Origin of the sequence: Geopseudomonas sagittaria, assembly GCF_900115715.1 — a bacterium.
Classification (GTDB): Bacteria; Pseudomonadota; Gammaproteobacteria; order Pseudomonadales; family Pseudomonadaceae; genus Geopseudomonas; species Geopseudomonas sagittaria.
The window spans coordinates 148,128-171,809 of sequence record NZ_FOXM01000008.1 but is presented as its reverse complement, the minus strand read 5'-3'; the positions used below and the strand labels follow the sequence as shown (position 1 = coordinate 171,809).

Genomic DNA, 23,682 nt, shown 5'->3' with positions numbered 1-23,682 from the left:
GGGGGACCGGCCCTTGTTGCGTCAGCGAGCGGCGCTTAGTTGCCGTACACCACGCCGGGCAGCCAGGTGATCAGCCCCGGCCAGACGTAGGCGATCACCAGCATGAGGATCTGGATGATGATGAACGGCACGATGCCCTTGTACATCACGCTGGTCGGTATCGAGCGCGGGGTGACGCCGCGCAGGTAGAACAGCGAGAAGCCGAATGGCGGGGTGAGGAACGAGGTCTGCAGGTTGAGGGCGATCATCACCCCCAGCCACACCGGGTCGAGGCCCATGGCCAGCAGCACCGGGCCGACGATCGGCACCACCACGAAGGTGATCTCGATGAAGTCGAGGATGAAGCCAAGCAGGAAGATCACCAGCATCACCACGCAGAACGCGCCGAGCACCCCGCCGGGCAGCTGGGCGAACATGTCCTCGATCAGCACCTCGCCGCCGAAGCCGCGGAACACCAGGGAGAACAGCGAGGCGCCGATCAGGATCAGGAACACCATGGCGCTGATCTCGGCGGTGCCGAAGGCCACCTCCTTGAGCTGGGTGAAGTTCAGCTTGCGCTTGCCCAGCGCCAGCAGCATGGCGCCCACCGCGCCGAGGGCCGCCGCCTCGGTGGGCGTGGCGTAGCCGGCGAGGATCGAGCCGAGCACCGCGGCGATCAGCACCAGCGGCGGAATCAGCGCGCCGAACAGCTTGCCCCACTCGATCGGGCCGAGCTCCTCCTTGGACAGCGCCGGCAGCTTCTTGGGCTGCAGGATGGCGACGCCGATCAGGTAGAGGATGTACAGGCCGACCAGCACCAGGCCGGGGATCAGCGCACCAACGAACAGGTCGCCCACCGAGACGGTCTTCGGCGAGAACACGCCCATCTTCAGCTGCGCCTGCTGGTAGGCGCTGGACATCACGTCGCCGAGCAGGACCAGGATGATCGACGGCGGGATGATCTGCCCCAGGGTGCCGGTGGCGGCCAGGGTGCCGGTGGCGACCGCCGGGTCATAGCCGCGGCGCAGCATGGTCGGCAGGGCCAGCAGACCCATGGTCACCACGGTGGCACCGACGATACCGGTACTGGCGGCGAGCAGCGCGCCGACCACGCACACCGAGATCGCCAGGCCGCCGCGCAGGGTGCCGAACAGCCGCGACATGGATTCCAGCAGGTCCTCGGCGACCCGCGACTTCTCCAGCATCACGCCCATGAACACGAACAGCGGCACCGCCAGCATGGTCTGGTTGTTCATGATGCCGAACAGGCGGTTGGGCAGGGCGTGCAGGTAGCCGCCATCGAAGGTGCCGGTGAGCATGCCGATGCCGGCGAACAGCAGCGACACGCCGCCTAGGGTGAAGGCCACCGGGTAGCCCGCCATCAGTACCACGCAGATGCTGATGAACAGCAGGATTGCCATCATCTCAGCCATGGTGCACCTCCGCGAAGGGCAGACGGCCGGCCAGGCGGTAGCCACAGGTAATGATGTCGGCCACGGCCTGCAGGATCAGGCTGACCAAGAGGACCAGGATGATGCTCTTCTGCAGGTAGACGAAGGCCAGGCCGCCGGCCTCGTTGGAGACCTCGCGGGTGGCCCAGGAGGAGGCGACGTAGTCCCAGCTGTTCCAGGCCAGGAACAGGCACACCGGCAGCAGCAGGAACAGGTGGCCGCACAGGTCGATGACCGCCTGCCGACGTGGCGAACACTTCTGGTAGAAGATATCCACCCGCACGTGGCCGCCACGCTGCAGGGTCCAGGCCGCGGCGCCCATGAACACCAGGGCGTGGGCGTACATCACCGCTTCCTGCAGGGCGGTGGCGCCGATGCCGAAGCCGTAGCGCAGCACCACCACCACGGCGGTGGCGAGGACGAGGAACAGGGTCAGCCAGGCACAGGCCTGGCCGAAACGCGCATTGAGCGTCTCGATGCCACGCGCCAGTTTCAGCAAGACAGGAGGTGAATCCGACATGGGCAGATCCTTGTGGTTGTAAATTGGTCAGGCCGGCGATTCTCGCAACAGATGGGCCGGACGGCAATCGGCAGACGAGTGGTAGTTACCGTTTGTCAGTCTAGCCGTTGCGACTAGGCTTGAGCTAAAAGCCGTGACTGTGATAACCAAGAGCCAGGCTTGCCGCAACAGCCGGCAGCGCCAGCAAAACAACAAGGAGTCCTGCATGAAACGTCGTGACATTCTCGCCGCTGCCGGTGTCGGTCTGGCCGCCACCGCACTGGCCGGTTGCCAGAAGCAGAACGAAAGCAAGGAAACCCAGGCGGCCGCTCCCGCCGAAACCTTTACCTGGAAGATGGTCACCTCCTGGCCGAAGAACTTCCCCGGGGTGGGCGTCGGCGCCGAGCGCTTCGCCCGTCTGGTCAACGAAATGAGCAACGGCCGCCTGCAGGTCAAGATCTACGCCGCCGGCGAACTGGTGCCGGCGCTGGAGGTGTTCGACGCGGTGTCGCGCGGCACCGCCGAGATGGGCCACGGCGCACCCTACTACTGGAAGGGCAAGGTGCCGGCCGCGCAGTTCTTCTGCGCCCTGCCGTTCGGCCCCAACGCCCAGGAAATGAACACCTGGCTGCACTACGGCGGCGGCATGCAGCTGTGGGAAGAGGTGTACAAGCCGTTCAACGTGGTGCCCTTCGCCTGCGGCGCCACCGGCGTGCAGACCGCCGGCTGGTTCAACAAGGAAATCAACAGCGTCGACGACTTCAAGGGTCTGAAGATGCGCACCCCGGGCCTGGGCGGCGAGGTGCTGACCAAGATGGGCGGCACCGTGGTCAACCTGCCGGCCGGCGAGATCTTTACCGCGCTGCAGACCGGCGCCATCGACGCCACCGAGTGGATCGGCCCGTACAACGACCTGGCCCTCGGCCTGCACAAGGCGGCCAAGTACTACTACACCCCGGGCTGGCAGGAGCCCAACGTGACCTTCGAGCTGACCGTCAACCAGGGCGCCTGGGACAAGCTGCCGGCCGACCTCAAGGCGATCGTTCGCGCCGCCGCCCGCGACGTCAACGGCGACATGCTCGACGACTACAACGCGCGCAACATGGAAGCCATGGAGAAGCTCAAGGCCGAGGGTGTCGACGTGCGCCGCCTGCCCGACGCGGTGATCGCCCGCCTGCGCGAGGTGGCGGCCGAGGTGGTCGAGGCCAGCGCCGCGGCCGATCCGGCGGCGGCCAAGGTGTGGGCGCAGCAGAAGGCCTACTTCAAGCGCCTGCTCGCCTATGCCGAGGACAACGAGAAGCTGATCTACAACATCCGCGCCTGAGTCGCGCCGCGCTCACGCGACTTGGCCCACGCAGACAGCACAACGCCAGCCCTCGGGCTGGCGTTGTTGCTTGTGGCGCTTGTGGCGTTTCCCACTACAGTGGGATGACGCGGGCGCTTCAGCTGCGTGACGGCAGCGTACGCGTGCGGCCGCTGCCGTCGATGGCGACGAACACGAACACCGCCTCGGTGACCTTGCGCCATTCGCTGTTCAGCGGGTCGTCGCTCCACACCTCGATCAACAGGCGCACCGAGCTGCGGCCGATATCCACCGTCTGGGTGTAGAACGACAGCTGGGCACCCACCGCCACCGGCACCAGGAAGGCCATGCGGTCGATGGCCACCGTGGCGACCCGGCCGCCGGCGATGCGGCTGGCCATGGCGGTGCCGGCGAGGTCCATCTGGGCGACCAGCCAGCCGCCATAGATGTCGCCGAAGCCGTTGGTTTCGCGCGGCAGGGCGATGATCTGCAGGGCGAGGTCGCCTTGGGGGATGGGGTCGTCCTGTTCGAAATCGTTCATCGGGGAGGGGGCTCGGGTGCGGTTTGTTATTGTGCGGTGCAGCAATTGTGCCAAGGTGCAGAGTATACCGACAGTGCCGGATGCACACGACCGCCGAGCGGGGCCTGCGGCGAAATGTCCGTCACGCAATTGTCACAATCGATTCATAGAGTGTTCATGCGGCCTGCCGATACTGGCCCCCGATCAGAACTATTCCAATCCGTTAGGAGTAAGGCATGAAATTGAAGCGTTTGATGGCCGCCATGACCTTCGTCGCCGCCGGCGTCACCACTGCCAGCGCGGTTGCCGCCATTGACCCGGCTCTGCCGACCTACGAAAAGGCCAGCGGCGTATCGGGCAACCTGTCCAGCGTTGGTTCCGACTCCCTGGCCAACCTGATGACCCTGTGGGCCGAGGAATACAAGAAGTTCTACCCGAACGTGAACATCCAGATCCAGGCTGCCGGCTCCTCCACCGCACCGCCCGCGCTGACCGAAGGCACCGCCAACATGGGCCCGATGAGTCGCGCCATGAAGGACAACGAACTGCAGGCCTTCGAAGAGAAGTACGGCTACAAGCCGACCGCCGTGCCGGTGGCCATCGACGCCCTGGCCGTGTTCGTGCACAAGGACAACCCGATCAAGTCGCTGGACATCGCCCAGGTCGACGCGATCTTCTCCAACACCCGCCTGTGCGGTGGCGACAAGGACATCAAGACCTGGGGCGACCTGGGCATGACCGGCGAGTGGGCGGCCAAGCCGATCCAGCTGTTCGGCCGCAACTCGGTGTCCGGCACCTACGGCTACTTCAAGGAAGAAGCCCTGTGCAAGGGTGACTTCAAGGCCAACGTCAACGAGCAGCCGGGCTCCGCCTCGGTGGTGCAGTCGATCTCCAGCACCCTGAACGCCATCGGCTACTCGGGCATCGGCTACAAGACCTCCAGCGTGCGCGCCGTGCCGCTGTCCAAGAAGGGCGGCGAAGCCTTCGAAGCCAACGAAGTCAACGCCCTGGCCGGCAAGTTCCCGCTGGCCCGCTACTTCTACGTCTACGTGAACAAGGCGCCGAACAAGCCGCTGAGCCCGCTGGACGCCGAGTTCATCAAGCTGGTGCTGTCCAAGCAGGGTCAGGAAGTCGTGGTCAAGGACGGCTACATCCCGATGCCGAGCAAGATCGCTGCCAAGACTCTGCAAGAGCTGGGCCTGTAAGTCGACGACTGACAGTGGCACGGATGCCGCGGGCGTAAGCCCGAGCTAGAGCAGCGCCCGCCCCTCCCCCGAGTGGCGGGCGCTGCTGCGTCACCACCCTGTAATCTTTGTGTCATAAATCACCGCTAGGGTGTGCGCATGAATGACTTGGCCAACGAAACCATGACTTCCTCCCCGAAAACGCAACGACTGGATTTCAATACGCCTGCGCTGCAACGCAAGCGTCGCCTGCGCGCGCTCAAGGACCGCCTGGCGCACTGGTACGTGTCGATCGGTGGTCTCGCCGTACTCGGCGCGATCACCCTGATCTTCTTCTACCTGGCCAGCGTGGTCATGCCGATCTTCGGCGGCGCCGAACTGGAGGCGCGCAAGGCGCAGCAGCCGGCCTGGCTGGCGCAGCAGGAGCAGCCGCTGCTGCTGGCCATCGAGGAGCAGAACCAGGTGGCCATGCGCCTGGACCGTAGCGGCCAGGCGCAGTTCTTCAGCCTGAAGGACGGCGCCCAACTGAACAATGTCCGCCTGGCCCTGCCGGCCGACAGCCGGATCGTCTCGGTCGCCGAGGACCAGCCGGGCAGCCGCCGCCTGGTGCTGGGGCTGTCCAATGGCCAGGCGCTGGTGCTGCAGCACAACTACAAGGTGTCCTACCCCAACGACGTCAAGACCATCGTCGCCGAGATCGCCTACCCGTTCGGCGCGGCGCCCCTGGTCCTCGATCCGCAGGGCCGCGCGCTGGACAAGGTCGGCGTCAGCCTCAACGGTTCGACCCTGATGCTGGCCGCCGCCACCGGCAGCGAGCTGCACCTGCTCAGCCTCGAGCGCGAGGAGAACCTGTTCACCGGCGAGACCAGCCTCAGCGAACAGCGCATCAGCCTGCCGCAGATCACCGACCCGATCCACGCGTTGATCATCGATCCGCGCCAGCAGTGGCTGTACGCGTTCAACGGCCGCGCCACCGCCGACGTGTTCGACCTGCGCAACAACAGCCTGAACGGCCGCTACAACCTGGCCCGCGACGGCGACACCAGCATCACCGCCGCCTCCCCGCTGCTCGGCGGCATCTCGCTGATGGTCGGCGACTCCAAGGGCGGCATCGCCCAGTGGTTCATGGTGCGCAATCCGGAAGGTCGCGCCGCGCTGACCCGCATCCGCGACTTCCAGCTGGGCGACAGCGCGGTGACCCAGATCCTTCCCGAGGAGCGCCGCAAGGGCTTCCTCGCCCTGGACGCCGCCGGCACCCTCGGCCTGTTCCACAGCACCGCGCACCGCACCCTGCTCACCGAGCAGGTCGCCGAAGGCAGCGCCATCGCCGCCCTGTCGCCGCGCGCCAGCCGCGTGCTGGTGGAGAGCAACGGCCAGCTGCAGCGCTTCGTGGTCGACAACCCGCATCCGGAAGTGTCGTGGAGCGCGCTGTGGAACAAGGTCTGGTACGAGAGCTACGACGAACCCAAGTACGTCTGGCAGTCGACCTCGGCCAACACCGACTTCGAGCCCAAGCTGAGCCTCGCGCCGCTGGCCTTCGGTACCCTCAAGGCGGCCTTCTACGCCATGCTGCTGGCCGCCCCGCTGGCGATCTGCGCGGCCATCTACACCGCCTACTTCATGGCCCCGGCGATGCGCCGCAAGATCAAGCCGGTGATCGAGCTGATGGAGGCGCTGCCGACGGTGATCCTCGGCTTCTTCGCCGGCCTGTTCCTTGCCCCCTACGTGGAAGGCCACCTGCCGGGCATCTTCAGCCTGCTGCTGCTGACCCCGCTGGGCATCCTCCTCGCCGCCTGGCTGTGGAGCCGCCTGCCGGAAAGCATCCGCCTGCGTGTGCCGGACGGCTGGGAAGCGGCGCTGCTGATCCCGGTGATCCTCGCCGTCGGCGCGCTGTCGCTGGGCATGAGCGGGCACCTGGAGAACTGGTTCTTCGCCGGCGACATGCGCCTGTGGCTGTCCAACGACCTGGGCATCCCCTTCGACCAGCGCAACGCCCTGGTGGTCGGCCTGGCGATGGGCTTCGCGGTGATCCCCAACATCTACTCGATCGCCGAAGACGCGGTGTTCAGCGTACCGAAGAGCCTGACCCTCGGCTCCCTGGCCCTCGGCGCCACGCCGTGGCAGACCCTGACCCGCGTGGTGATCCTCACCGCCAGCCCGGGCATCTTCTCGGCGCTGATGATCGGCCTGGGCCGCGCGGTGGGCGAGACGATGATCGTGCTGATGGCCACCGGCAACACGCCGATCATGGAGATGAACATCTTCGAAGGCCTGCGCACCCTGGCCGCCAACGTGGCGGTGGAGATGCCGGAGTCGGAGGTGGGCGGTACCCACTACCGCGTGCTGTTCCTAGCCGCGCTGGTGCTGCTGGCCTTCACCTTCGTGATGAACACCCTGGCGGAGCTGATTCGTACCAGCCTGCGCAAGAAATACGCCTCGCTCTAAGACTCGGGAAGGTAGACGTCCGTGAACGTGAAACAGAAAAACCTCAAGGCCTGGTTCAAGAGCGGCACGCCGTGGGTGTGGATGACCGGCGGCGGGGTATCCATCGCCGTGATCATGACCCTCGGTCTGCTGGCGGTGATCGCCGTGCGCGGCCTCGGCCACTTCTGGCCGGCCGATGTGCTGGAAGCCGAGTACCGCGTGCCCGGCCAGGCGGCCAAGCTGATCGCCGGCGAGCTGGTGCAGGCCGAGGAAGTGCCGCGTGCCCGCCTGGCCGCCAGTGGCCTGCCGGTGGATGCCGCCGGCGGCGAGTTCATGACCCGCGAGCTGCTCAAGGTCGGCAACCGCGAGGTGTTCGGCGCCGACTTCAACTGGGTGGTCGGCGAGTGGCTGCACGAGTCGCGCACTCCCGAGCAGCTGGTGGTGCTCGAGCGCCGCGAGTGGGGTAACTTCTACGGCTACCTGCTCGGCGTCAAGGAAAGCGGCAAGCTGGTGGCCGAGGGCGACGCGTCCTGGGCCGAGATGCAGGCGCGCATCGAGCGCGTCGACCAGCTGCACGCACAGATCGCCCGCCTCGAGAAGAAGGACATCGGCCGCATCAACGCCGGTCTCGAACGCCTGCGCCTGCAGACCCGCAAGCTCGAACTGGAGGGCCGCCTGGACGCCGTCGCCCAGGCTGACCTGGACGCCGAGCGCGCCCAGTGGGACGCCGAGTACAAGGTGCTGGAAAGCCAGCTGATCGACCTGCAGCAGCAGTTCAATCGCGACAGCATCATGGTCAAGACCGTCGACGGCCGCGAGCTGGAGCTGAGTCTGGGCAAGGTGGTGCGTGCCTATCAGCCCAACGCCATGGGCACCTTCGACAAGCTCGGCTTCTACTTCGCCAAGCTGTGGGAGTTCGTCAGCGACGAGCCGCGCGAGGCCAATACCGAGGGCGGCATCTTCCCGGCGATCTTCGGTACGGTGATGATGACCCTGATCATGGCGGTGATCGTCACCCCGTTCGGCGTGGTGGCCGCGGTGTACCTGCGTGAATACGCCAAGCAGGGGCCGCTGACCCGCACCATCCGCATCGCGGTGAACAACCTGGCCGGTGTGCCGTCGATCGTCTACGGCGTGTTCGGCCTGGGCTTCTTCGTCTACGTGCTGGGCGGTTCGATCGACCGGCTGTTCTTCCCCGAAGCGGCGCCGGCGCCGACCTTCGGCACCCCGGGCCTGCTGTGGGCCTCGCTGACCCTGGCGATCCTCGCCGTGCCGGTGGTGATCGTCGCCACCGAGGAAGGTCTGGCGCGCATCCCGCGCGCCCTGCGCGAGGGTTCGCTGGCGCTCGGTGCGACCAAGGCCGAGACGCTGTGGAAGGTGGTGCTGCCGATGGCCAGCCCGGCGATGATGACCGGCCTGATCCTCGCCGTGGCGCGCGCCGCCGGCGAAGTGGCACCCTTGATGCTGGTCGGCGTGGTCAAGCTGGCGCCGAGCCTGCCGGTGGACGGCAACTACCCGTACCTGCACCTCGACCAGAAGATCATGCACCTGGGCTTCCACATCTACGACGTCGGCTTCCAGAGCCCCAACGTCGAGGCCGCCCGCCCGCTGGTGTACGCCACCGCGCTGCTGCTGGTGCTGGTGATCGCCCTGCTCAACCTGAGCGCGGTGTACATCCGCAACCAGCTGCGCGAGAAGTACAAGGCGCTGGATCACTAAGACAGACACAGGCGCGGGCGACGCTCGCGCAACGGCCCGCAGTGTTCGCTCCTGCGGGTGAACCCGAGTTAACGGTGGAGCAAAGCCCATGCAACACGAATCCCACAGCCACGGCATCGACATCGGCGCCCTCGGCCGCAAGAAGCAGTCCCTCGACCTGGCCAGCGAGCCGGTGGCTCTCGAGGTCCCCGGCCTCAACCTGTTCTACGGCGACAAGCAGGCGCTGTTCGACGTCAGCCTGAACATCCCGAAGAACCGCGTCACCGCGTTCATCGGCCCGTCCGGCTGCGGCAAGTCGACCCTGCTGCGCACCTTCAACCGCATGAACGACCTGGTCGACGGCTGCCGGGTCGACGGCGAGATCCGCCTCGACGGCCACAACATCTACGCCAAGGGCGTGGACGTCGCCGAGCTGCGCCGCCGCGTCGGCATGGTGTTCCAGAAGCCCAACCCGTTCCCCAAGAGCATCTACGAGAACGTGGTCTACGGTCTGCGCCTGCAGGGCATCAACCAGAAGCGCGTGCTCGACGAGACCGTCGAGTGGGCGCTGAAGAGCGCCGCGCTGTGGGACGAGGTCAAGGACCGCCTGCACGACTCGGCGCTGGGCCTCTCCGGCGGCCAGCAGCAGCGTCTGGTGATCGCCCGTACCGTGGCGGTGCAGCCGGAAGTGCTGCTGCTCGACGAACCCTGCTCGGCGCTCGACCCGATCTCCACCCTCAAGGTCGAGGAGCTGATCCACGAGCTGAAGAGCAAGTACACCATCGTCATCGTCACCCACAACATGCAGCAGGCGGCGCGGGTTTCCGACTACACCGCGTTCATGTACATGGGCAAGCTGATCGAGCTGGGCGACACCGATACCCTGTTCACCAACCCGGCGAAGAAGCAGACCGAGGACTACATCACCGGTCGCTACGGCTAGTGGCCATGGCAAATCGCGCCGGGCTGCGTCGGCGACGCTTGCCGTACTGATTGTACTGTCTGCGCGTCGCCTCCTTGCCCGACACGATTTTCCAAGGGCCACTTAATCTACCAACGTGTTCTGCTTCATCGAGGGTTCGTACATGATCAACAAAGACAGCCTTACCCATCACATCTCCGCCCAGTTCAACGCCGAGCTGGAGGAGGTCCGCAGCCACCTGCTGGCCATGGGCGGCCTGGTCGAGAAGCAGGTCAGCGACGCGGTCAACGCGCTGGTCGACGCCGATTCCGGCCTGGCCCAGCAGGTGCGCGAGGTCGACGCGCAGATCAACCAGATGGAGCGCGACATCGACGAGGAGTGCGTGCGCATCCTCGCCCGCCGCCAGCCGGCGGCCTCCGACCTGCGCCTGATCATCAGCATCTCCAAGTCGGTGATCGACCTCGAGCGCATCGGCGACGAGGCCACCAAGATCGCCAAGCGCGCCATCGACCTGTGCGAGGAGGGCATGGCGCCCAAGGGCTACGTCGAGATCCGCCACATCGGCGAGCAGGTGCGCAAGATGGTCCAGGAGGCGCTGGACGCCTTCGCCCGCTTCGACGCCGACCTGGCGCTGTCGGTGGCGCAGTACGACAAGGTCGTCGACCGCGAGTACAAGAGCGCCCTGCGCGAGCTGGCCACCTACATGATGGAAGACCCGCGCTCGATCTCCCGCGTGCTCAGCGTGATCTGGGCGCTGCGTTCGCTGGAGCGCATCGGCGACCACGCGCGCAACATCGCCGAACTGGTGATCTACCTGGTGCGCGGCACCGACGTGCGGCATACCGGCCTGGCCAAGCAGGCCCCGGCCGCGGCGGCCGACGACAAGGCCTGAGGCCTCGCGCGGCGCCGGCCGGCAGCCAGCTGCGGCTGCGGCCGCGGGCGGTGGCCTGACCTGGATCAAGCCGCCGCCGGAATGCCCCGCCACCGGGCGCGAGGCCGGTCACAACCCGCGCCTGCGCGACTCGCCGCGGCGCGCCGCTGCCTGTAGGCTTGCCCGATCCCGATCTGCTGACAGCGTGCCATCATGCTTGCCCGTCTGCTCCTGTTGCCCCTCCTGCTCGGCCTGGCCGCTCCGGTCAGCGCGCTGACCGTCTACAAGCACGTCGACGCCAACGGCGTGGTCACCTACAGCGACCAGGCCAGCCCCGGCGCGCGGGTGTTTCAGTTCGCCGCGCGCGGTAGTCGCCCGGCTGGCGTGCTGCCGGTGCTCGACGATCCGCTGGACTACCGGGTGCACCTGGATACCCACAGGCATGCCGGCGGCGAAACCCTGCGGGTGCACAACGAGATGTTCGCCCCGGTGGAGATCGAGCTGCGCCTGGAGGGTGTCAGCAACGCCAGCGGCGCGCCGGAGCGACCGCTGCGCTGGATCCTGCCGCCGCGCAGCCAGATCCGCCTGCTGACCCTGGCGCCGCGCGATCCGAGCCAGCCGCTGCGCTACACGCCCAAGCTCAGCCATGCCCTCGGCGATCCGCGCCTGCTGCCCAAGCCGCACCGCTATCCGCTGCCCTGGCGCGGCGGGCCGTTCCGCCAGAGCCAGGGCGCCAACGGCACCTACAGCCACTTCACGCCCAAGGGCCGCTACGCGGTGGACATCGCCATGCCGGAAGGCACGCCGATCCTCGCCGCGCGCGCCGGCATGGTGGTCGCCACCCTCAACAACCAGGCCGGCGCCACGCCCAATCCGGGCGGCAACCATGTGCGCATCCTCCACGACGACGGCACCATGGGCGTCTACCTGCACCTGCAGCAGGGCTCGGTGCAGGTCGGCCCCGGCCAGCGGGTGCGCGCCGGCGCGCCGATCGCCCGCTCCGGCAACACCGGGCGCAGCAGCGGTCCGCACCTGCACTTCGTGGTGCAGCGCAACGTCGGCCTGGCGGTGGAGTCGATTCCCTTCCAGTTCGCCCAGCCGGTCGACAGCCTGCCCAACTTCGCCGTCGGCGGCGAGGAGTCCTGGGTCGGCGCGAGTTCCGCTCGCGACTGAGTAGGAGGCGCGCCCCGCAGGACCGCCCGGAGCATCGCCCCGAGGTCGGGCCTCCTACAAGAGCGGCGGCCCGTTGTCGATGCCGCGGTCACCCCAGCCTGAGCACCTTGGCGATGACGATCTTCGGCCCCTTCATCTTCTTGACGATGATGCGCAGGCCGTGGGTTTCCAGGCTTTCGTCCTCCGTGGGCAGGCGCTTGAGGGTGTCGTAGACCAGCCCGGCCAGGGTGTCGGCCTCGACCTCGCCGAGTTCGACGCCGAGCAGGCGCTCGATCTTGAACAGCGGCGTGTCGCCGCGCACCAGCAGCTTGCCCGGCTGGTAGGCGAGCAGGCCGCGCTCGGTCTTGCGGTGTTCGTCCTGGATGTCGCCGACCAGCACCTCGAGCACGTCCTCCATGGTCAGGAAGCCGACCACCTTGCCGTCGGCCTCCTCGACCAGGGCGAAGTGCGCGCCGCCCTGGCGGAACTGCTCGAGCAGGCGGCCCAGCGGCATGTGCCGCGCCACCCGCTCGATGGGGCGCAGCAGGGCGCGCAGGTCGAAGGCGCTGGCCGGCTGCCCGCCGGCGGCCAGGGCCAGCAGCAGGTCCTTGATGTGCAGCACGCCGATGAACTGCTGCGCGGCGTCCTGCACCGGGTAGCGGCTGAACTTGTGCAGGCGAATCTCGGCGAGGATCTCCTCGAGGCTGGCGTCGGCGTCGAGGCAGACCAGATCCTCGCGCGAGTTGGCCCAGTCGACCACCTCCAGCTCGCCCAGCTCCATCGCCGAGGCCAGCACGCGCATGCCCTGGTCGCTGGGATCGCGGGCGCGGCTGGAGTGCAGGATCAGCTTCAGCTCGTCGCTGCTGTAGTGGTGTTCGTGGTGCGGCCCCGGCTCGCCTTGCCCGGCGATGCGCAGGATGGCGTTGGCGCTGGCGTTGAGCAGCCAGATCGCCGGGTACATGGCCCAGTAGAAGGCGTACAGCGGCGCCGCGGTCCACAGCGACAGGCGCTCGGGCTGGCGGATCGCCCAGGACTTGGGCGCCAGCTCGCCGACCACGATGTGCAGGTAGGAGATGATGAAGAACGCGGTGAAGAAGGCGATGGCGTGCACCAGCGCCGGCGAGGCGATGCCCAGCTGGCCGAGCAGCGGCTCGAGCAGGTGGGCGAAGGCCGGCTCGCCGACCCAGCCGAGGCCGAGCGAGGCGAGGGTGATGCCCAGCTGGCAGGCCGACAGGTAGGCGTCGAGCTGCTCGTGCACGGTGCGCAGGATGTGCCCGCGCCAGCCGTGCTCGGCGGCGATGCTCTCGACGCGGGTGGCGCGCAGCTTGACCATGGCAAACTCGGCGGCGACGAAGAAGCCGTTGAGCAGGACGAGGAACAGGGCGAACAGGACCAGGCCTAAGTCGGCGAAGTAGCTGGCGGCGGAGTAGCTGGGGGAAGGGTCCATGGGCGGCTTTTCGACGTGGGCAAGCCCATAGCATGGGAGGCCGCGGCGGGTCTTTCAAGTTCGCCCGGCGGCGCGCGCGGGCGTCGGCCCTGCGCGCCACCGGGCAGGCTCAGCGGTGCACCACCTGCGCGGGCGGAAAGTGGCAGGTGAAGGTGCTGCCCTTGCCGATGAGGCTGTCGATCTGCAGCTGGCCGCGGTGGTGGATCAGCACGTGCTTGACGATGGCCAGGCCCAGGCCGGTGCCGCCGGTGTTGATCGAGCGGCTGGCGTCGACCCGGTAGAAGCGTTCGGTGAGGCGCGGGATGTGGCGGGCCTCGATGCCGATGCCGCTGTCCTGCACGCTGAGGTGCGCGCCCTCGGCGTCGCCCCACCAGCGGATGCGGATCTCGCCGCCGTCCGGGCTGTACTTGACCGCGTTGAACACCAGGTTGGAGAAGGCGCTGCGCAGCTCCGCCTCGCTGCCCTTGAGCTTCACCGTCGCGTCGGCCTCGAGGCTGATGCGGTGGTTGCGGCTGCCGGACAGCGCCTGGGCATCGTTGCGGATGCTCAGCAGCAGCAGGTCGACCGCCACCGGCTTGTTGTCGGCCGGGTATTCGGCGGCTTCCAGGCGGGCGAGCAGCAGCAGGTCGTTGAGCAGGTTCTGCATGCGCGACCCCTGCTGCTGCATCTGCTGCAGGGCGCGGCGCCAGCGCGGATTGATCTCGTCGACGTTGTCCTGCAGGGTTTCCAGGTAGCCGGTGATCACCGTCAGCGGCGTGCGCAGCTCGTGGGAGACGTTGGCGACGAAGTCCTTGCGCATCTGTTCGAGCTGGTGGACGCGGGTCACGTCGCGCACCAGCATCAGGTGCTCGCCGTTGCCGTAGAGGGTCAGCTGGAACTGCAGGCGCACATGGTCGTTGACCGGCGAGGGCAGCTCCAGCGGCTCGCGGTAGTTTTCCTGCTCGAAGTACTCCTTGAAGCGCGGATGGCGCACCAGGTTGGTGATCGGCTGGCCGCCGTCCTGCTTGCGCTTGAGGCCGAGCAGGGTGCCGGCGGCGCGGTTCCACCACTCCAGGTTGCCCTGGCGGTCGAGCATGATCACTGCGTCGCGGAGCGCCGCGGTGGACTCCTGGACGCGGTCGATCACCGCCTGCAGGCGGCCGCGGGCGCGCTGGTTGCGCTTCTGCAGGTGGTAGATGGCGTCGAACACCTCGCCCCACACGCCGGAGCTCTCCGGCGGCAGCTCGTCGGGGCCGGAGCGCTGCAGCCAGTGGTGCAGGCGCAGCAGCTGGCGCAGGTTCCAGTACAGGTAGGCGCTGAGGCCGGCGACCAGCGCCCAGGCATACTCGCCGGTGATCAGGCCGAGCAGCAGGCAGCCGCCGGTCAGCAGCAGCAGGCGGCGGATGAGAATGCCGCGCCAGTCTTGTTTCACCTTGCAATCCTTGTAAAGCGGCCGCCCGGACGGGCGACAACAGCGGTTCGGCGGGCTGTGGCGTGGCCGTCAGCTCTTGGTGGAGAAACGATAGCCTGTGCCGCGCACCGTCTGCACCAGATTCTCGCAGGTTTCGCCGAGGGCTTTGCGCAGGCGGCGGATATGCACGTCGACGGTGCGCTCCTCGACGTAGACGTTGCCGCCCCACACCTGGTCGAGCAGCTGACTGCGCGTGTAGGCGCGCTCCTGGTGGGTCATGAAGAACTGCAGCAGGCGGTACTCGGTCGGGCCCATCTCGGCCGGCTTGCCGTCGATGGTGACGCGGTGGCTGAGCGGATCGAGGACCAGGCCGCCGACCTCGATCGGCACCTCGCCATCGCTGGCGCCGGCGCGGCGCAGCACGGCCTTGAGGCGGGCGACCAGCTCGCGCGGCGAGAACGGCTTGGTGATGTAGTCGTCGGCGCCGACCTCCAGGCCCTGGATCTTGTTGTCCTCGTCGCCCTTGGCGGTGAGCATGATGATCGGCGTGCCGGCGGTCAGCTCGTCGCGCTTGAGGCGCCGCGCCAGCTCGATGCCGCTGGTGCCGGGCAGCATCCAGTCGAGGAGGATCAGGTCGGGTTTGCGGTCGACGATCAGCGCGTGGGCCTGCTGGCTGTTTTCCGCCTCGAGGCACTCGTAGCCGGCCATTTCCAGGGCGACGGCGATCATTTCGCGGATCGGTGCTTCGTCGTCAACGATGAGGATGGATTTGCCAACCATGGGAGCGGTCTCTGTATTCCGTGGGTATGCCGGGCATTACATAACGGAATTATTGCAGTGGTGTGACATAGCGTACCGGCCGGCGGGCGCCCGGGCACCCTCGTCTATGCTGCAAGGGTTGCCGGCGGCTGCCGGCAACCGGTGCCTGGTGCGTCATACCTGCGCAGGCGTGGTCGGCTGGACCGGCCCGTGCGCTGATCGCGGCGTTCGCCAGGTCGGTCCATCCCACCCGAGGAGAGCTGCGATGCTCAGAATCCCACCCACCCTGCTGGCTCTCGCCGGCGGCGCGCTGTTCGCGCTGCTGGGGCAGGTCCAGGCGGCCGAGCCGGCGATGGTCAAGGACGGCATGCTGGTCGACGCCCGGGGCATGACCCTCTACACCAACGACAGGGACGCCATGGGCAAGTCCAGCTGCAACGATGCCTGCGCGGCCAACTGGCCGCCGCTGGCGGCCAGCGCCGACGACCAGGGCGAGATGCCCTGGAGCACGCTCAAGCGCGACGACGGCAGCTGGCAGTGGGCCTACGGCGGCAAGCCGCTGTACACCTTCATTCAGGACCAGAAGCCGGGCGACCGCCTCGGCGACGGCAAGATGGGCGTCTGGCGCGTCGCCAAGCCCGCGGCGGCAAGCAAGAGCGGCGGCGGGGGCGGTTACTAGGCCGCCGGTCACCTCCGGCGCCGCGTGGCGCCGGAGGGCACGCGCTAGCGCAGGGCGTAGTCGGCGATGGTGCCGGCGAGGATCGCCAGGCCGGCCCAGTGGTTGTGCAGGAAGGCGTGGAAGCAGGCCATGCGCTCGCGCGAGCGGGTGCTCCAGTACTCCCAGACGAAGCAGCCGGCCGCCACGGCGAGGCCGAGGTGGAAATACAGGCCCAGCTCGAAGCGCGCCGCGGCCATCAGCAGGCACAGCAGGCTGAGGCCCTGGAGGATGGCGATGATCAGCCGGTCGGCGTCGCCGAACAGGATGGCGGTGGACTTCACGCCGATGCGCAGGTCGTCGTCGCGGTCGGTGATCGCGTAGTAGGTGTCATAGGCCACCGTCCACAGCAGGTTGGCCAGGTACAGCAGGCCGGCCGCCGCCGGCAGGCTGCCGGCCTCTGCGGTGAAGGTCATCAGGATGCCCCACGAATAGGCCGCGCCGAGCACCACCTGCGGCAGGTGGGTGTGGCGCTTCATGAACGGGTAGAGCGCGGCCAGCGCCAGCGCGCCGCACGACAGCCAGACGGTGGCGGCGTTGGTCAGCAGCACCAGGCCGAAGGCCAGTGCCATCAGCGCGGCGAACGCCAGCAGCGCCTCGCGCGGGGTGACCCGCCCGCTGGCCAGCGGGCGCTCGCGGGTGCGCTCGACGTGGCCGTCGACGCGGCGGTCGGCGAAGTCGTTGATCGCGCAGCCGGCCGAGCGGGTGAGCACCACGCCGAAGGTGAAGATCAGCAGGTTGGCCAGCGACGGCACGCCGTCGGCGGCGATCCACAGCGCGGTGAGGGTTGGCCACAGCAGCAGGTAGATGCCGATCGGTCGGTTCAGGCGGGTCAGGTCGATGAAGTCCTGGGCGCGCGGGTGCAGGCGGGCCAGGGGCTTGAGCAGGCTGAGGGACATCGCGGATCTCCGGAAAAGAACCAGCCGGCCGCCGCTGCCGCGCGGCCGCCGGTGCAAAGCGCAGCAGTATAAGGCGTGGCGCCAGACAGGGGTGTTTCAGGTGTGTGGCGTGGCGTCCGCCTGCCACAACGCCGGCAGGAACACCTCGGCGACCAGCACGCCGAGCGGGCCCTGGCAGAACAGCGAGCGGCGTCCCCACAGGCCGTCGCTACGCACCGCCACCGGCAGCAGGGCGGCGGGATAGCGGCAGGCCTCGATCGGCTGGCGGCTGAAGGCCGGGTCGCGAAACAGCAGGTGGCCCAGCGAGGTGCTGCCGAGGCGGTCGAGGGCGAAGGGGTGGCGCTGCAGGGCGCTGCGCGCCGCCACGCTGCGGGCGAACACCCAGGGCCGGCCATGGCCGAGCAGGTAGACCTCGCGCACCCAGCCCTCGCTGCCGGCGGGCACGCCGAGGACCGCGCACTCGTCGTCGCGCAGGGTCTGCCAGCCCTCGGCCAGCGGCTCGACGGCGAAGGCGCCGGCAGCGAGGGTGGTCAGACGCAGGGTCAGCGAGCCCTGCTCGTTCAGCCAGTCGAGCTGGCAGGCGCTGGGGGCAGGGTCGAGGCGGTCGGTGGCCAGCCATGCGGGGCTGGCGGGAAGGGTCTGGGACACGGCGGAACACGGCAGCGGAAAACCAGCGAGGAGTCTAGCATGCCGCGCGGGCGCACCTCGGCGCGCTGGCCGCCTGCGACCAATGGCTTAAGGCGCCATGGCGACAAGGGCTGGCATGGCCGGGGAGGGCGTGCCATTCTTCAACGGTCAGCCGCATGCCAGAGCCTGTCCGGCGGGTTTCCCCCGTTTCCGTACTGTGCGGGCTCGGCTACGGCGAGCGGGAAGCTCGCCGGCAAGGCTGCATCTCGACAACAAGAACAAACTCAAGAGGCATGTATGCGTAAACCGGAACTCGCCGCCGTCGTTGCGGAAAAAGCCGACCTTAGCAAGGAGCAGGCCAACCGCGTGCTCAACGCGATGCTCGAACAGATCACCACCGCGCTGAACCAGCAGGACAGCGTCACCCTGGTCGGTTTCGGCACCTTCCTGCAGCGCCATCGCGGTGCGCGCATGGGCAAGAACCCGCAGACCGGCGAGCCGGTCAAGATCCGCGCCAGCAACACCGTCTCCTTCAAGCCGGGCAAGGCGCTGAAGGACGCCGTCAACTGAGACGGCCGACCCGGAGCCGTGCGGCTCCGGGTCGAGCGCCGCTCGCCCGGCCGGGCGCTGGCGGATGCGTGATTCAGGCCGCTCCTGTCGGCCGTGCGACGCGCTAGACTTCGGGTTCTCTTGGCAGACTCGCGAGGTGCCGCCGTGAAATTCCGTATCCTGCTCTGGTTGCTGGGCCGCCTGCTGGCGGGGGCCAGCCGCAGCAATCCCGAGTTCCGCGAACAGCTGGTCGACCGCGACCTGGTGTTCCAGCTGCAGACCCGCGACGGCAAGATCGCCCGCCATTTCATCGTCAGTGACCAACGCATCCGCAGCGCGGCCGGCACGGTGGCGCAACCGGCCTTCAGCATCGCCTTCCGCGACGCCGCCTACGGCTTCGCCACCCTCGCCGCGGCGAACAAGCAGCTGGCCTTCATGCAGGGCATCCAGAACAAGGACATCCAGATCCAGGGCAACCCGGCGCTGGTGCTGTGGTTCCAGGGCCTCACCCAACTGCTCGGCCCACGGCAGAAGCAGGCGGCCTGAGCGTTATCTGCTTTCGGTTGAACGTTGCACTCCGTTCAGCCCCTGCAGTCGCTCGTGGTTAGGCCCTGTGAGGTTGCCGGACGCCTGTCGGGAAATGATCCTGTCCAGACCCTCGGGAGCCTGCGCTCGCGGTGTCTGATTAGGGTGTGCCTTGATCCGACGGACTATTCGTATCTGCACCCGATGTATGCCATTGGCCAATGGGGGTACATCTTTAGATCGTCTGACACTCGAACGCCGCCAAGTATGGCCGGACTGGCCTCATGTCGAGGGCAGTCCGGCCGCAAATCACTTGAGCGGGATTTCCATGCCGTCGTGGCCGACCACGATCTCGCCGTCGTAGGTCTTTGCCACGGCGCTGCGCCAGTGTTCGGCGGTCAGGGTCGGGTCGTCGGCGGGGACGAAGTGGCTGAGCACCAGCTTCTTGACCTTGGCGTCGGTGGCCATGCGTCCGACGTCTTCGGCGGTCACGTGGTGGGAGATGATCGCCTTGGCTAGCGTGGAGCCGGTGCCGATGCGCTCGGCCAGACGCTGCACGCCTTCGACGTGGACCACTTCGCTGATGAACACGTCGGCGTCAGTGGCGAACTTGGCCAGGTCGGGCGAGTAGTTGGTGTCGCCGGAGAGCACGATGCTCTTGCCGCCGACCTCGAACTTGAAGGCGAAGGCTTGGCCCTTGTCGAACGGCGGATGCGGCACGGCGACGGCGCTAACCTTCATGTTCTCGTCCTGGTAGACCAATCCTTCCTTGATGGTCTGGGTGGTGACCAGCGGACGCGGGTCGGGCTTGCCTTCGTCGACGATGCGCAGGTCGATGTCCACCTCGAAGGTCTTCCAGGCGTGATCGGTCATTTCCTGGATGCCCTGCGGGCCGAATACTTTTACTGGGGTCTTCAAACCGCTGTTCCAGCCGTTCATCAGCACCGACGGGTAGTCGAGCACGTGGTCGCTGTGCAGGTGAGTGATGAAGATGCCCTTGATGTTGCGCAGCGGGATGCCCGCATCCACCAAGCGCAGGCTGGCGCCGTAACCGGCGTCGAGCAAGTAGGCATCGTTGTTCACCATCAGCACGGTGGACTGCGGCAGGCTCTTGGTCTGCAGTAGCGACGGGCCGCCCTTCGTGCCGAGCAGCAGCAGACGCACGTTGGGCTGGTTGCCTTCGGCGGCCCAGACGGAATTGGTGCACAGGGCAAGGCCGACGGCAGCGGCGAGCAGGGAATTACGCAGGGACTTGATATTGCTGGTGAGTTTCATTGGCTTACCTGTTTTTGCTTGTTGTTTTTGTGTGTTGCGCTGGCCGGAAGACCAGGGTGCCCATTCGTTGCAAGGCAGCAGGGCGATTTGGCCACCGTCAGGGGCTGGCCGGTGGCAGCAAGGGAGCTTGCTTGGAGGCTCCCGCGCTTGCCACGGTTAAATTGATAACATGTTAATAGAACGCTTGCACGATTTTTCGCCGGACGGCCTGGGCTGTTTGCTGCACATGCAGTTCGAGTTTTATTTCCGCCAGGTGGTGCAGGAAGCGCGTGACAAGGGTCGCTGCCTCGCAGCCCGGAGACAGCGGTGACCAGACCATTTTTGACGAGCCAGATGGGCGGCCTCAGGGAATGCGTAGCGCCTTACCATGCGGCCCTCCAGCCTGTCATGACGACCGATTCCACCAGTCCGGCCGCTCTCGATTCCCCTCAAAAACTAACGATACAAGCCGTTATCGTGGTTTTTTGCCCGCTCTCTCTTCAAACCTGCCCATATTGCTGCCCGTGCCTCAGCCAGCGCTCGAGCAGCGGGCTGACGTGCTGCGGCCAGCGCGTCAGCAGGGTCTGCGCCGCGTCGCGCACCGCCGGCAGCAGGTCGGCGTCGCGCATCAGGTCGGCGACCTTGAACTGCAGCAGGCCGGTCTGGCGGGTGCCGAGCATCTCGCCGGGGCCGCGCAGCTCGAGGTCCTTCTCGGCGATCACGAAGCCGTCGCTGGTCTCGCGCATGATCGCCAGGCGCTCGCGGCCCATGTGCGACAGCGGTGCGTGGTAGAGCAGCACGCAGTGGCTGACCGCGCTGCCGCGGCCGACCCGGCCGCGCAGCTGGTGCAGCTGGGAGAGGCCGAGGCGCTCGGGGTTCTCGATGATCATCAGGCTGGCGTTGGGCACGTCGACGCCGACCTCGATCACCGTGGTGGCGACCAGCAGCTGCAGGCGGGCGGCCTTGAACTCTTCCATCACCGCGGCCTTTTCCGCCGGCTTCATGCGCCCGTGGATCAGGCCGACGCGCAGCTCGCCGAGCGCTGCCGAGAGCTCCTCGAAGGTGGTCTGCGCCGCCTGGCAGGTGAGTTCCTCGGACTCCTCGATCAGCGTGCACACCCAGTAGGCCTGGCGGCCCTCGGCGCAGGCGGCGCGCACCCGCTCGATCACTTCCGGGCGGCGGCTGTCGGCGATCACCAGGGTGGTCACCGGGGTGCGTCCGGGCGGCAGCTCGTCGAGGATCGAGGTGTCGAGGTCGGCGTAGGCGCTCATCGCCAGGGTGCGCGGGATGGGCGTGGCGGTCATGATCAGCTGGTGCGGGCAGAGGCGGCCGTCGATGCCCTTCTGGCGCAGGGCCAGGCGCTGCTGCACGCCGAAGCGGTGCTGCTCGTCGATGATCACCAGGGCCAGCCTGCGGAACTGCACCTCGTCCTGGAACAGCGCGTGGGTGCCGACCACCATCGGCGCGCCGGCGGCGATGCGCTCCAGCGCGCCGCTGCGCGCCTTGCCCTTGAGCTTGCCGGCCAGCCAGGCGACCTCGATGCCCAGCGGCTCCAGCCACTTGCTGAAGGTGAGGAAGTGCTGCTCGGCGAGGATCTCGGTGGGCGCCATCAGTGCCACCTGGTAGCCGGCCTCCAGCGCCTGCAGCGCGGCCAGCGCGGCGACCACGGTCTTGCCGGCGCCGACGTCGCCCTGCACCAGGCGCAGCATCGGTTCGGGCTGGGCCAGGTCCCAGGCGATTTCCGCGGCCACGCGCTGCTGCGCGCCGGTGGGGGCGAAGCCGAGGTTGGTCAGGTACTGCGCCGGCAGGCGAGTGGCCTTGGGCAGCTGCGGTGCCTGCTGGGCGCGCACGCTCTCGCGCAGGCGCGCCAGCGACAGCTGGTGGGTGAGCAGTTCCTCGAAGGCCAGGCGGTGCTGCGCCCAGTGGCGGCCCTCGGCCAGCTCCTCGAGGTCGGCATCCGGCGGCGGCCGGTGCAGGTAGCGGATCGCCTGGTCGAGCGGCGCCAGGTCGTACTGGCGGGCCAGCTCGGCGGGCAGCCAGTCGGGCAGGCTGCGCCCGTCGAGGCTGCTCAGCGCCTGCTGGCTGAGGGCGCGCAGGCGCTGCTGGGTGAGACCCTCGGTGCTCGGGTAGATCGGCGTCAGGGTCTGCTCGACCGCCGCCGACGGCTCGTCGGCCGCCAGGGCGCGGTACTCGGGATGATAGATCTCCAGGCCGGTGGCGCCGGGGCGCACCTCACCGTAGCAGCGCAGGCAGGTGCCGCGCTTGAGGGCGTCCTTCTGTGCCTGGCTGAAGTGGAAGAAGCGCAGGCTGAGGGTGCCGCTGGGGTCCTGCAGGCGCACCAGCAGGCTGCGCCGGCGGCCGAGGACGACGTCGGCGCCGCTCACCACGCCTTCCACCACCGCATCGCCGCCGGGGCGCAGGGCGCCGATCGGCGTCACGTGGGTGCGGTCCTGGTAGCGCAGCGGCAGGTGGAACAGCACGTCCTGCAGGGTTTCCAGGCCGACCTTGGCCAGTTTCTCGGCCAGCGCCGGGCCGACGCCCTTGAGGGTGGTGACGGCGATGCGCGCCAGTTCGGTCATGCCGGCTGCGCCGTCTCCGCGGGCTGCGGCGGGCGGGCCACCGAGCACAGGCGGATGGAGTCGGCGAGCACCTCGATGGCCTTGGGCCGCGGGAAGCTGGCGCGCCAGGCGATGGCCACGGTGCGGAACGGCACCGGCGGGGTCAGCGGGCGGATGGCGATCACCCCGGGCGCGTAGTGGTGGCTGTCCACCGCGGTGAACGGCAGCACCGAGATGCCCAGGCCCGAGGCGACCATGTGGCGGATAGTTTCCAGCGAGCTGGACTCCACCGTGGTGTGCCGGTGCGCCTCGTCAGCCTTGCGCACGGTCGGGCAGGCTTCCAGCACCTGGTCGCGGAAGCAGTGGCCTTCGCCGAGCAGCAGCAGGCTCTTGTTGTTGAGCATGGCGCTGTCGACGCTGGCCAGTGCGGTCCACGGGTGCTCGGCTGGCATCACCACGAAGAATGGCTCGTCGTACAGCGGCTTGGTCAGCACGTCGGCCTCGTGGAACGGCAGGGCGACGATGATCGCGTCCAGCTCGCCGGTGCGCAGCTTGTCGCGCAGCACGTGGGTGAAGTTTTCCTCGATGTACAGCGGCATGTCGGGGGCGACCCGGTGCAGCTGCGGGATCAGGTGCGGGAACAGGTAGGGGCCGACGGTGTAGATGGCGCCCACCTTGAGCGGCGCGGCCAGCTGGTTCTTGCCGGCCTGGGCCAGCTCGCGGATGCCCTGGGCCTGCTCCAGCACCTTCTGCGCCTGGGCGACGATGCCCTCGCCGACCGGGGTCAGGCGCACGGCACTCTTGCTGCGCTCGAAGATCAGGACACCCAGCTCGTCTTCGAGCTTCTTCACGCCCACCGACAGGGTCGGCTGGCTGACGTGGCAGCGCTCGGCGGCCCGGCCGAAGTGTTGTTCCTGGGCAAGGGTGACGATATAGCGCAGTTCCGTGAGTGTCAT

The 23,682-nt window shown here is 67.9% G+C and carries 21 protein-coding genes; 10 read left to right on the top strand and 11 right to left on the bottom strand.

Annotation, left to right across the window (positions count from 1 at the left end):
• Positions 1-35: 35 nt before the first annotated feature.
• Positions 36-1,412 (bottom strand): TRAP transporter large permease, encoded by a 1,377-nt coding sequence (locus BM297_RS11895; protein WP_092431742.1) that lies wholly within the window; start codon positions 1,410-1,412, stop codon positions 36-38.
• A complete protein-coding gene (locus BM297_RS11890) occupies positions 1,405-1,950 on the bottom strand; it encodes a TRAP transporter small permease subunit (protein WP_092431740.1) in 546 nt (181 codons plus the stop codon). The genes BM297_RS11895 and BM297_RS11890 overlap by 8 nt, the downstream gene beginning before the upstream one ends.
• Before the next feature lie 205 nt (positions 1,951-2,155).
• Between BM297_RS11890 and BM297_RS11885 the strand changes: the two genes are divergently transcribed.
• Positions 2,156-3,253, top strand: a complete 1,098-nt coding sequence (locus BM297_RS11885; RefSeq protein WP_092431738.1) for a TRAP transporter substrate-binding protein — start codon at positions 2,156-2,158, stop codon at positions 3,251-3,253.
• Positions 3,254-3,371: 118 nt separating this feature from the next.
• On the opposite strand, the gene BM297_RS11880 is transcribed toward BM297_RS11885, so the two are convergent.
• A complete protein-coding gene (locus BM297_RS11880; RefSeq protein WP_092431736.1) occupies positions 3,372-3,773 on the bottom strand; it encodes an acyl-CoA thioesterase in 402 nt (133 codons plus the stop codon).
• A gap of 215 nt (positions 3,774-3,988) precedes the next feature.
• On the opposite strand from BM297_RS11880, the gene BM297_RS11875 reads away from it, so the two are divergent.
• The 6 genes from BM297_RS11875 to BM297_RS11850 all read left to right on the top strand — a co-directional run bounded on the left by BM297_RS11875 (position 3,989) and on the right by BM297_RS11850 (position 12,024).
• Positions 3,989-4,957: a phosphate ABC transporter substrate-binding protein PstS family protein gene (locus BM297_RS11875; RefSeq protein WP_092431734.1), complete on the top strand. Its 969-nt coding sequence runs from the start codon at positions 3,989-3,991 to the stop codon at positions 4,955-4,957.
• Between the two features lie 138 nt (positions 4,958-5,095).
• A complete protein-coding gene (locus BM297_RS11870) occupies positions 5,096-7,381 on the top strand; it encodes an ABC transporter permease subunit (RefSeq protein ID WP_092431732.1) in 2,286 nt (761 codons plus the stop codon).
• 27 nt (positions 7,382-7,408) lie between these two features.
• Positions 7,409-9,079 (top strand): phosphate ABC transporter permease PstA, encoded by a 1,671-nt coding sequence (gene pstA, locus BM297_RS11865; RefSeq protein WP_092431822.1) that lies wholly within the window; start codon positions 7,409-7,411, stop codon positions 9,077-9,079.
• Between the two features lie 88 nt (positions 9,080-9,167).
• Positions 9,168-10,001, top strand: coding sequence for a phosphate ABC transporter ATP-binding protein PstB (pstB, locus tag BM297_RS11860; protein WP_092431728.1), 834 nt, complete (start codon positions 9,168-9,170; stop codon positions 9,999-10,001).
• A 142-nt stretch (positions 10,002-10,143) separates the two neighbouring features.
• Positions 10,144-10,872, top strand: coding sequence for a phosphate signaling complex protein PhoU (gene phoU, locus BM297_RS11855; RefSeq protein WP_092431820.1), 729 nt, complete (start codon positions 10,144-10,146; stop codon positions 10,870-10,872).
• A 192-nt stretch (positions 10,873-11,064) separates the two neighbouring features.
• Positions 11,065-12,024 carry a M23 family metallopeptidase gene (locus tag BM297_RS11850; protein WP_092431726.1) on the top strand — a complete coding sequence of 320 codons (960 nt, stop codon included), beginning with the start codon at positions 11,065-11,067 and terminating at the stop codon, positions 12,022-12,024.
• 88 nt (positions 12,025-12,112) lie between these two features.
• Here the strand turns inward: BM297_RS11850 and BM297_RS11845 are convergent, their stop codons facing one another.
• The 3 genes from BM297_RS11845 to phoB form a co-directional block, all read right to left on the bottom strand.
• Complete coding sequence (locus tag BM297_RS11845; protein ID WP_092431723.1) at positions 12,113-13,450, bottom strand: hemolysin family protein; 1,338 nt, start codon at positions 13,448-13,450, stop codon at positions 12,113-12,115.
• Positions 13,451-13,559: 109 nt separating this feature from the next.
• A complete protein-coding gene (phoR, locus tag BM297_RS11840) occupies positions 13,560-14,861 on the bottom strand; it encodes a phosphate regulon sensor histidine kinase PhoR (protein ID WP_092431720.1) in 1,302 nt (433 codons plus the stop codon).
• Positions 14,862-14,930: 69 nt separating this feature from the next.
• Positions 14,931-15,620 carry a phosphate regulon transcriptional regulator PhoB gene (gene phoB / locus BM297_RS11835; RefSeq protein ID WP_090312895.1) on the bottom strand — a complete coding sequence of 230 codons (690 nt, stop codon included), beginning with the start codon at positions 15,618-15,620 and terminating at the stop codon, positions 14,931-14,933.
• 244 nt (positions 15,621-15,864) lie between these two features.
• Here phoB and BM297_RS11830 point away from each other — a divergent pair, with 244 nt between their 5' ends.
• A complete protein-coding gene (locus BM297_RS11830; protein ID WP_092431718.1) occupies positions 15,865-16,278 on the top strand; it encodes a COG4315 family predicted lipoprotein in 414 nt (137 codons plus the stop codon).
• 44 nt (positions 16,279-16,322) lie between these two features.
• Here BM297_RS11830 and ubiA read toward each other — a convergent pair whose 3' ends face one another.
• Together ubiA and BM297_RS11820 are read right to left on the bottom strand one after the other, a co-directional pair.
• A complete protein-coding gene (ubiA, locus tag BM297_RS11825; RefSeq protein ID WP_092431717.1) occupies positions 16,323-17,213 on the bottom strand; it encodes a 4-hydroxybenzoate octaprenyltransferase in 891 nt (296 codons plus the stop codon).
• 96 nt (positions 17,214-17,309) lie between these two features.
• Positions 17,310-17,828: a chorismate lyase gene (locus BM297_RS11820; RefSeq protein WP_245768254.1), complete on the bottom strand. Its 519-nt coding sequence runs from the start codon at positions 17,826-17,828 to the stop codon at positions 17,310-17,312.
• 309 nt (positions 17,829-18,137) lie between these two features.
• Here BM297_RS11820 and BM297_RS11815 point away from each other — a divergent pair, with 309 nt between their 5' ends.
• Together BM297_RS11815 and BM297_RS11810 are read left to right on the top strand one after the other, a co-directional pair.
• Complete coding sequence (locus BM297_RS11815) at positions 18,138-18,410, top strand: HU family DNA-binding protein (RefSeq protein WP_090312880.1); 273 nt, start codon at positions 18,138-18,140, stop codon at positions 18,408-18,410.
• A 144-nt stretch (positions 18,411-18,554) separates the two neighbouring features.
• Positions 18,555-18,935, top strand: coding sequence for a helicase (locus BM297_RS11810; protein ID WP_092431713.1), 381 nt, complete (start codon positions 18,555-18,557; stop codon positions 18,933-18,935).
• A 288-nt stretch (positions 18,936-19,223) separates the two neighbouring features.
• Here BM297_RS11810 and BM297_RS11805 read toward each other — a convergent pair whose 3' ends face one another.
• The 3 genes from BM297_RS11805 to BM297_RS11795 all read right to left on the bottom strand — a co-directional run bounded on the left by BM297_RS11805 (position 19,224) and on the right by BM297_RS11795 (position 23,682).
• Entirely contained in the window at positions 19,224-20,189 is a 966-nt protein-coding gene (locus tag BM297_RS11805) for an MBL fold metallo-hydrolase (RefSeq protein ID WP_175526641.1), read from the bottom strand.
• 479 nt (positions 20,190-20,668) lie between these two features.
• Positions 20,669-22,747 (bottom strand): ATP-dependent DNA helicase RecG, encoded by a 2,079-nt coding sequence (gene recG, locus BM297_RS11800; RefSeq protein ID WP_092431710.1) that lies wholly within the window; start codon positions 22,745-22,747, stop codon positions 20,669-20,671.
• On the bottom strand, positions 22,744-23,682 hold the full coding sequence (locus tag BM297_RS11795) for a hydrogen peroxide-inducible genes activator (protein ID WP_092431708.1): 939 nt from the start codon (positions 23,680-23,682) through the stop codon (positions 22,744-22,746). The genes recG and BM297_RS11795 overlap by 4 nt, the downstream gene beginning before the upstream one ends.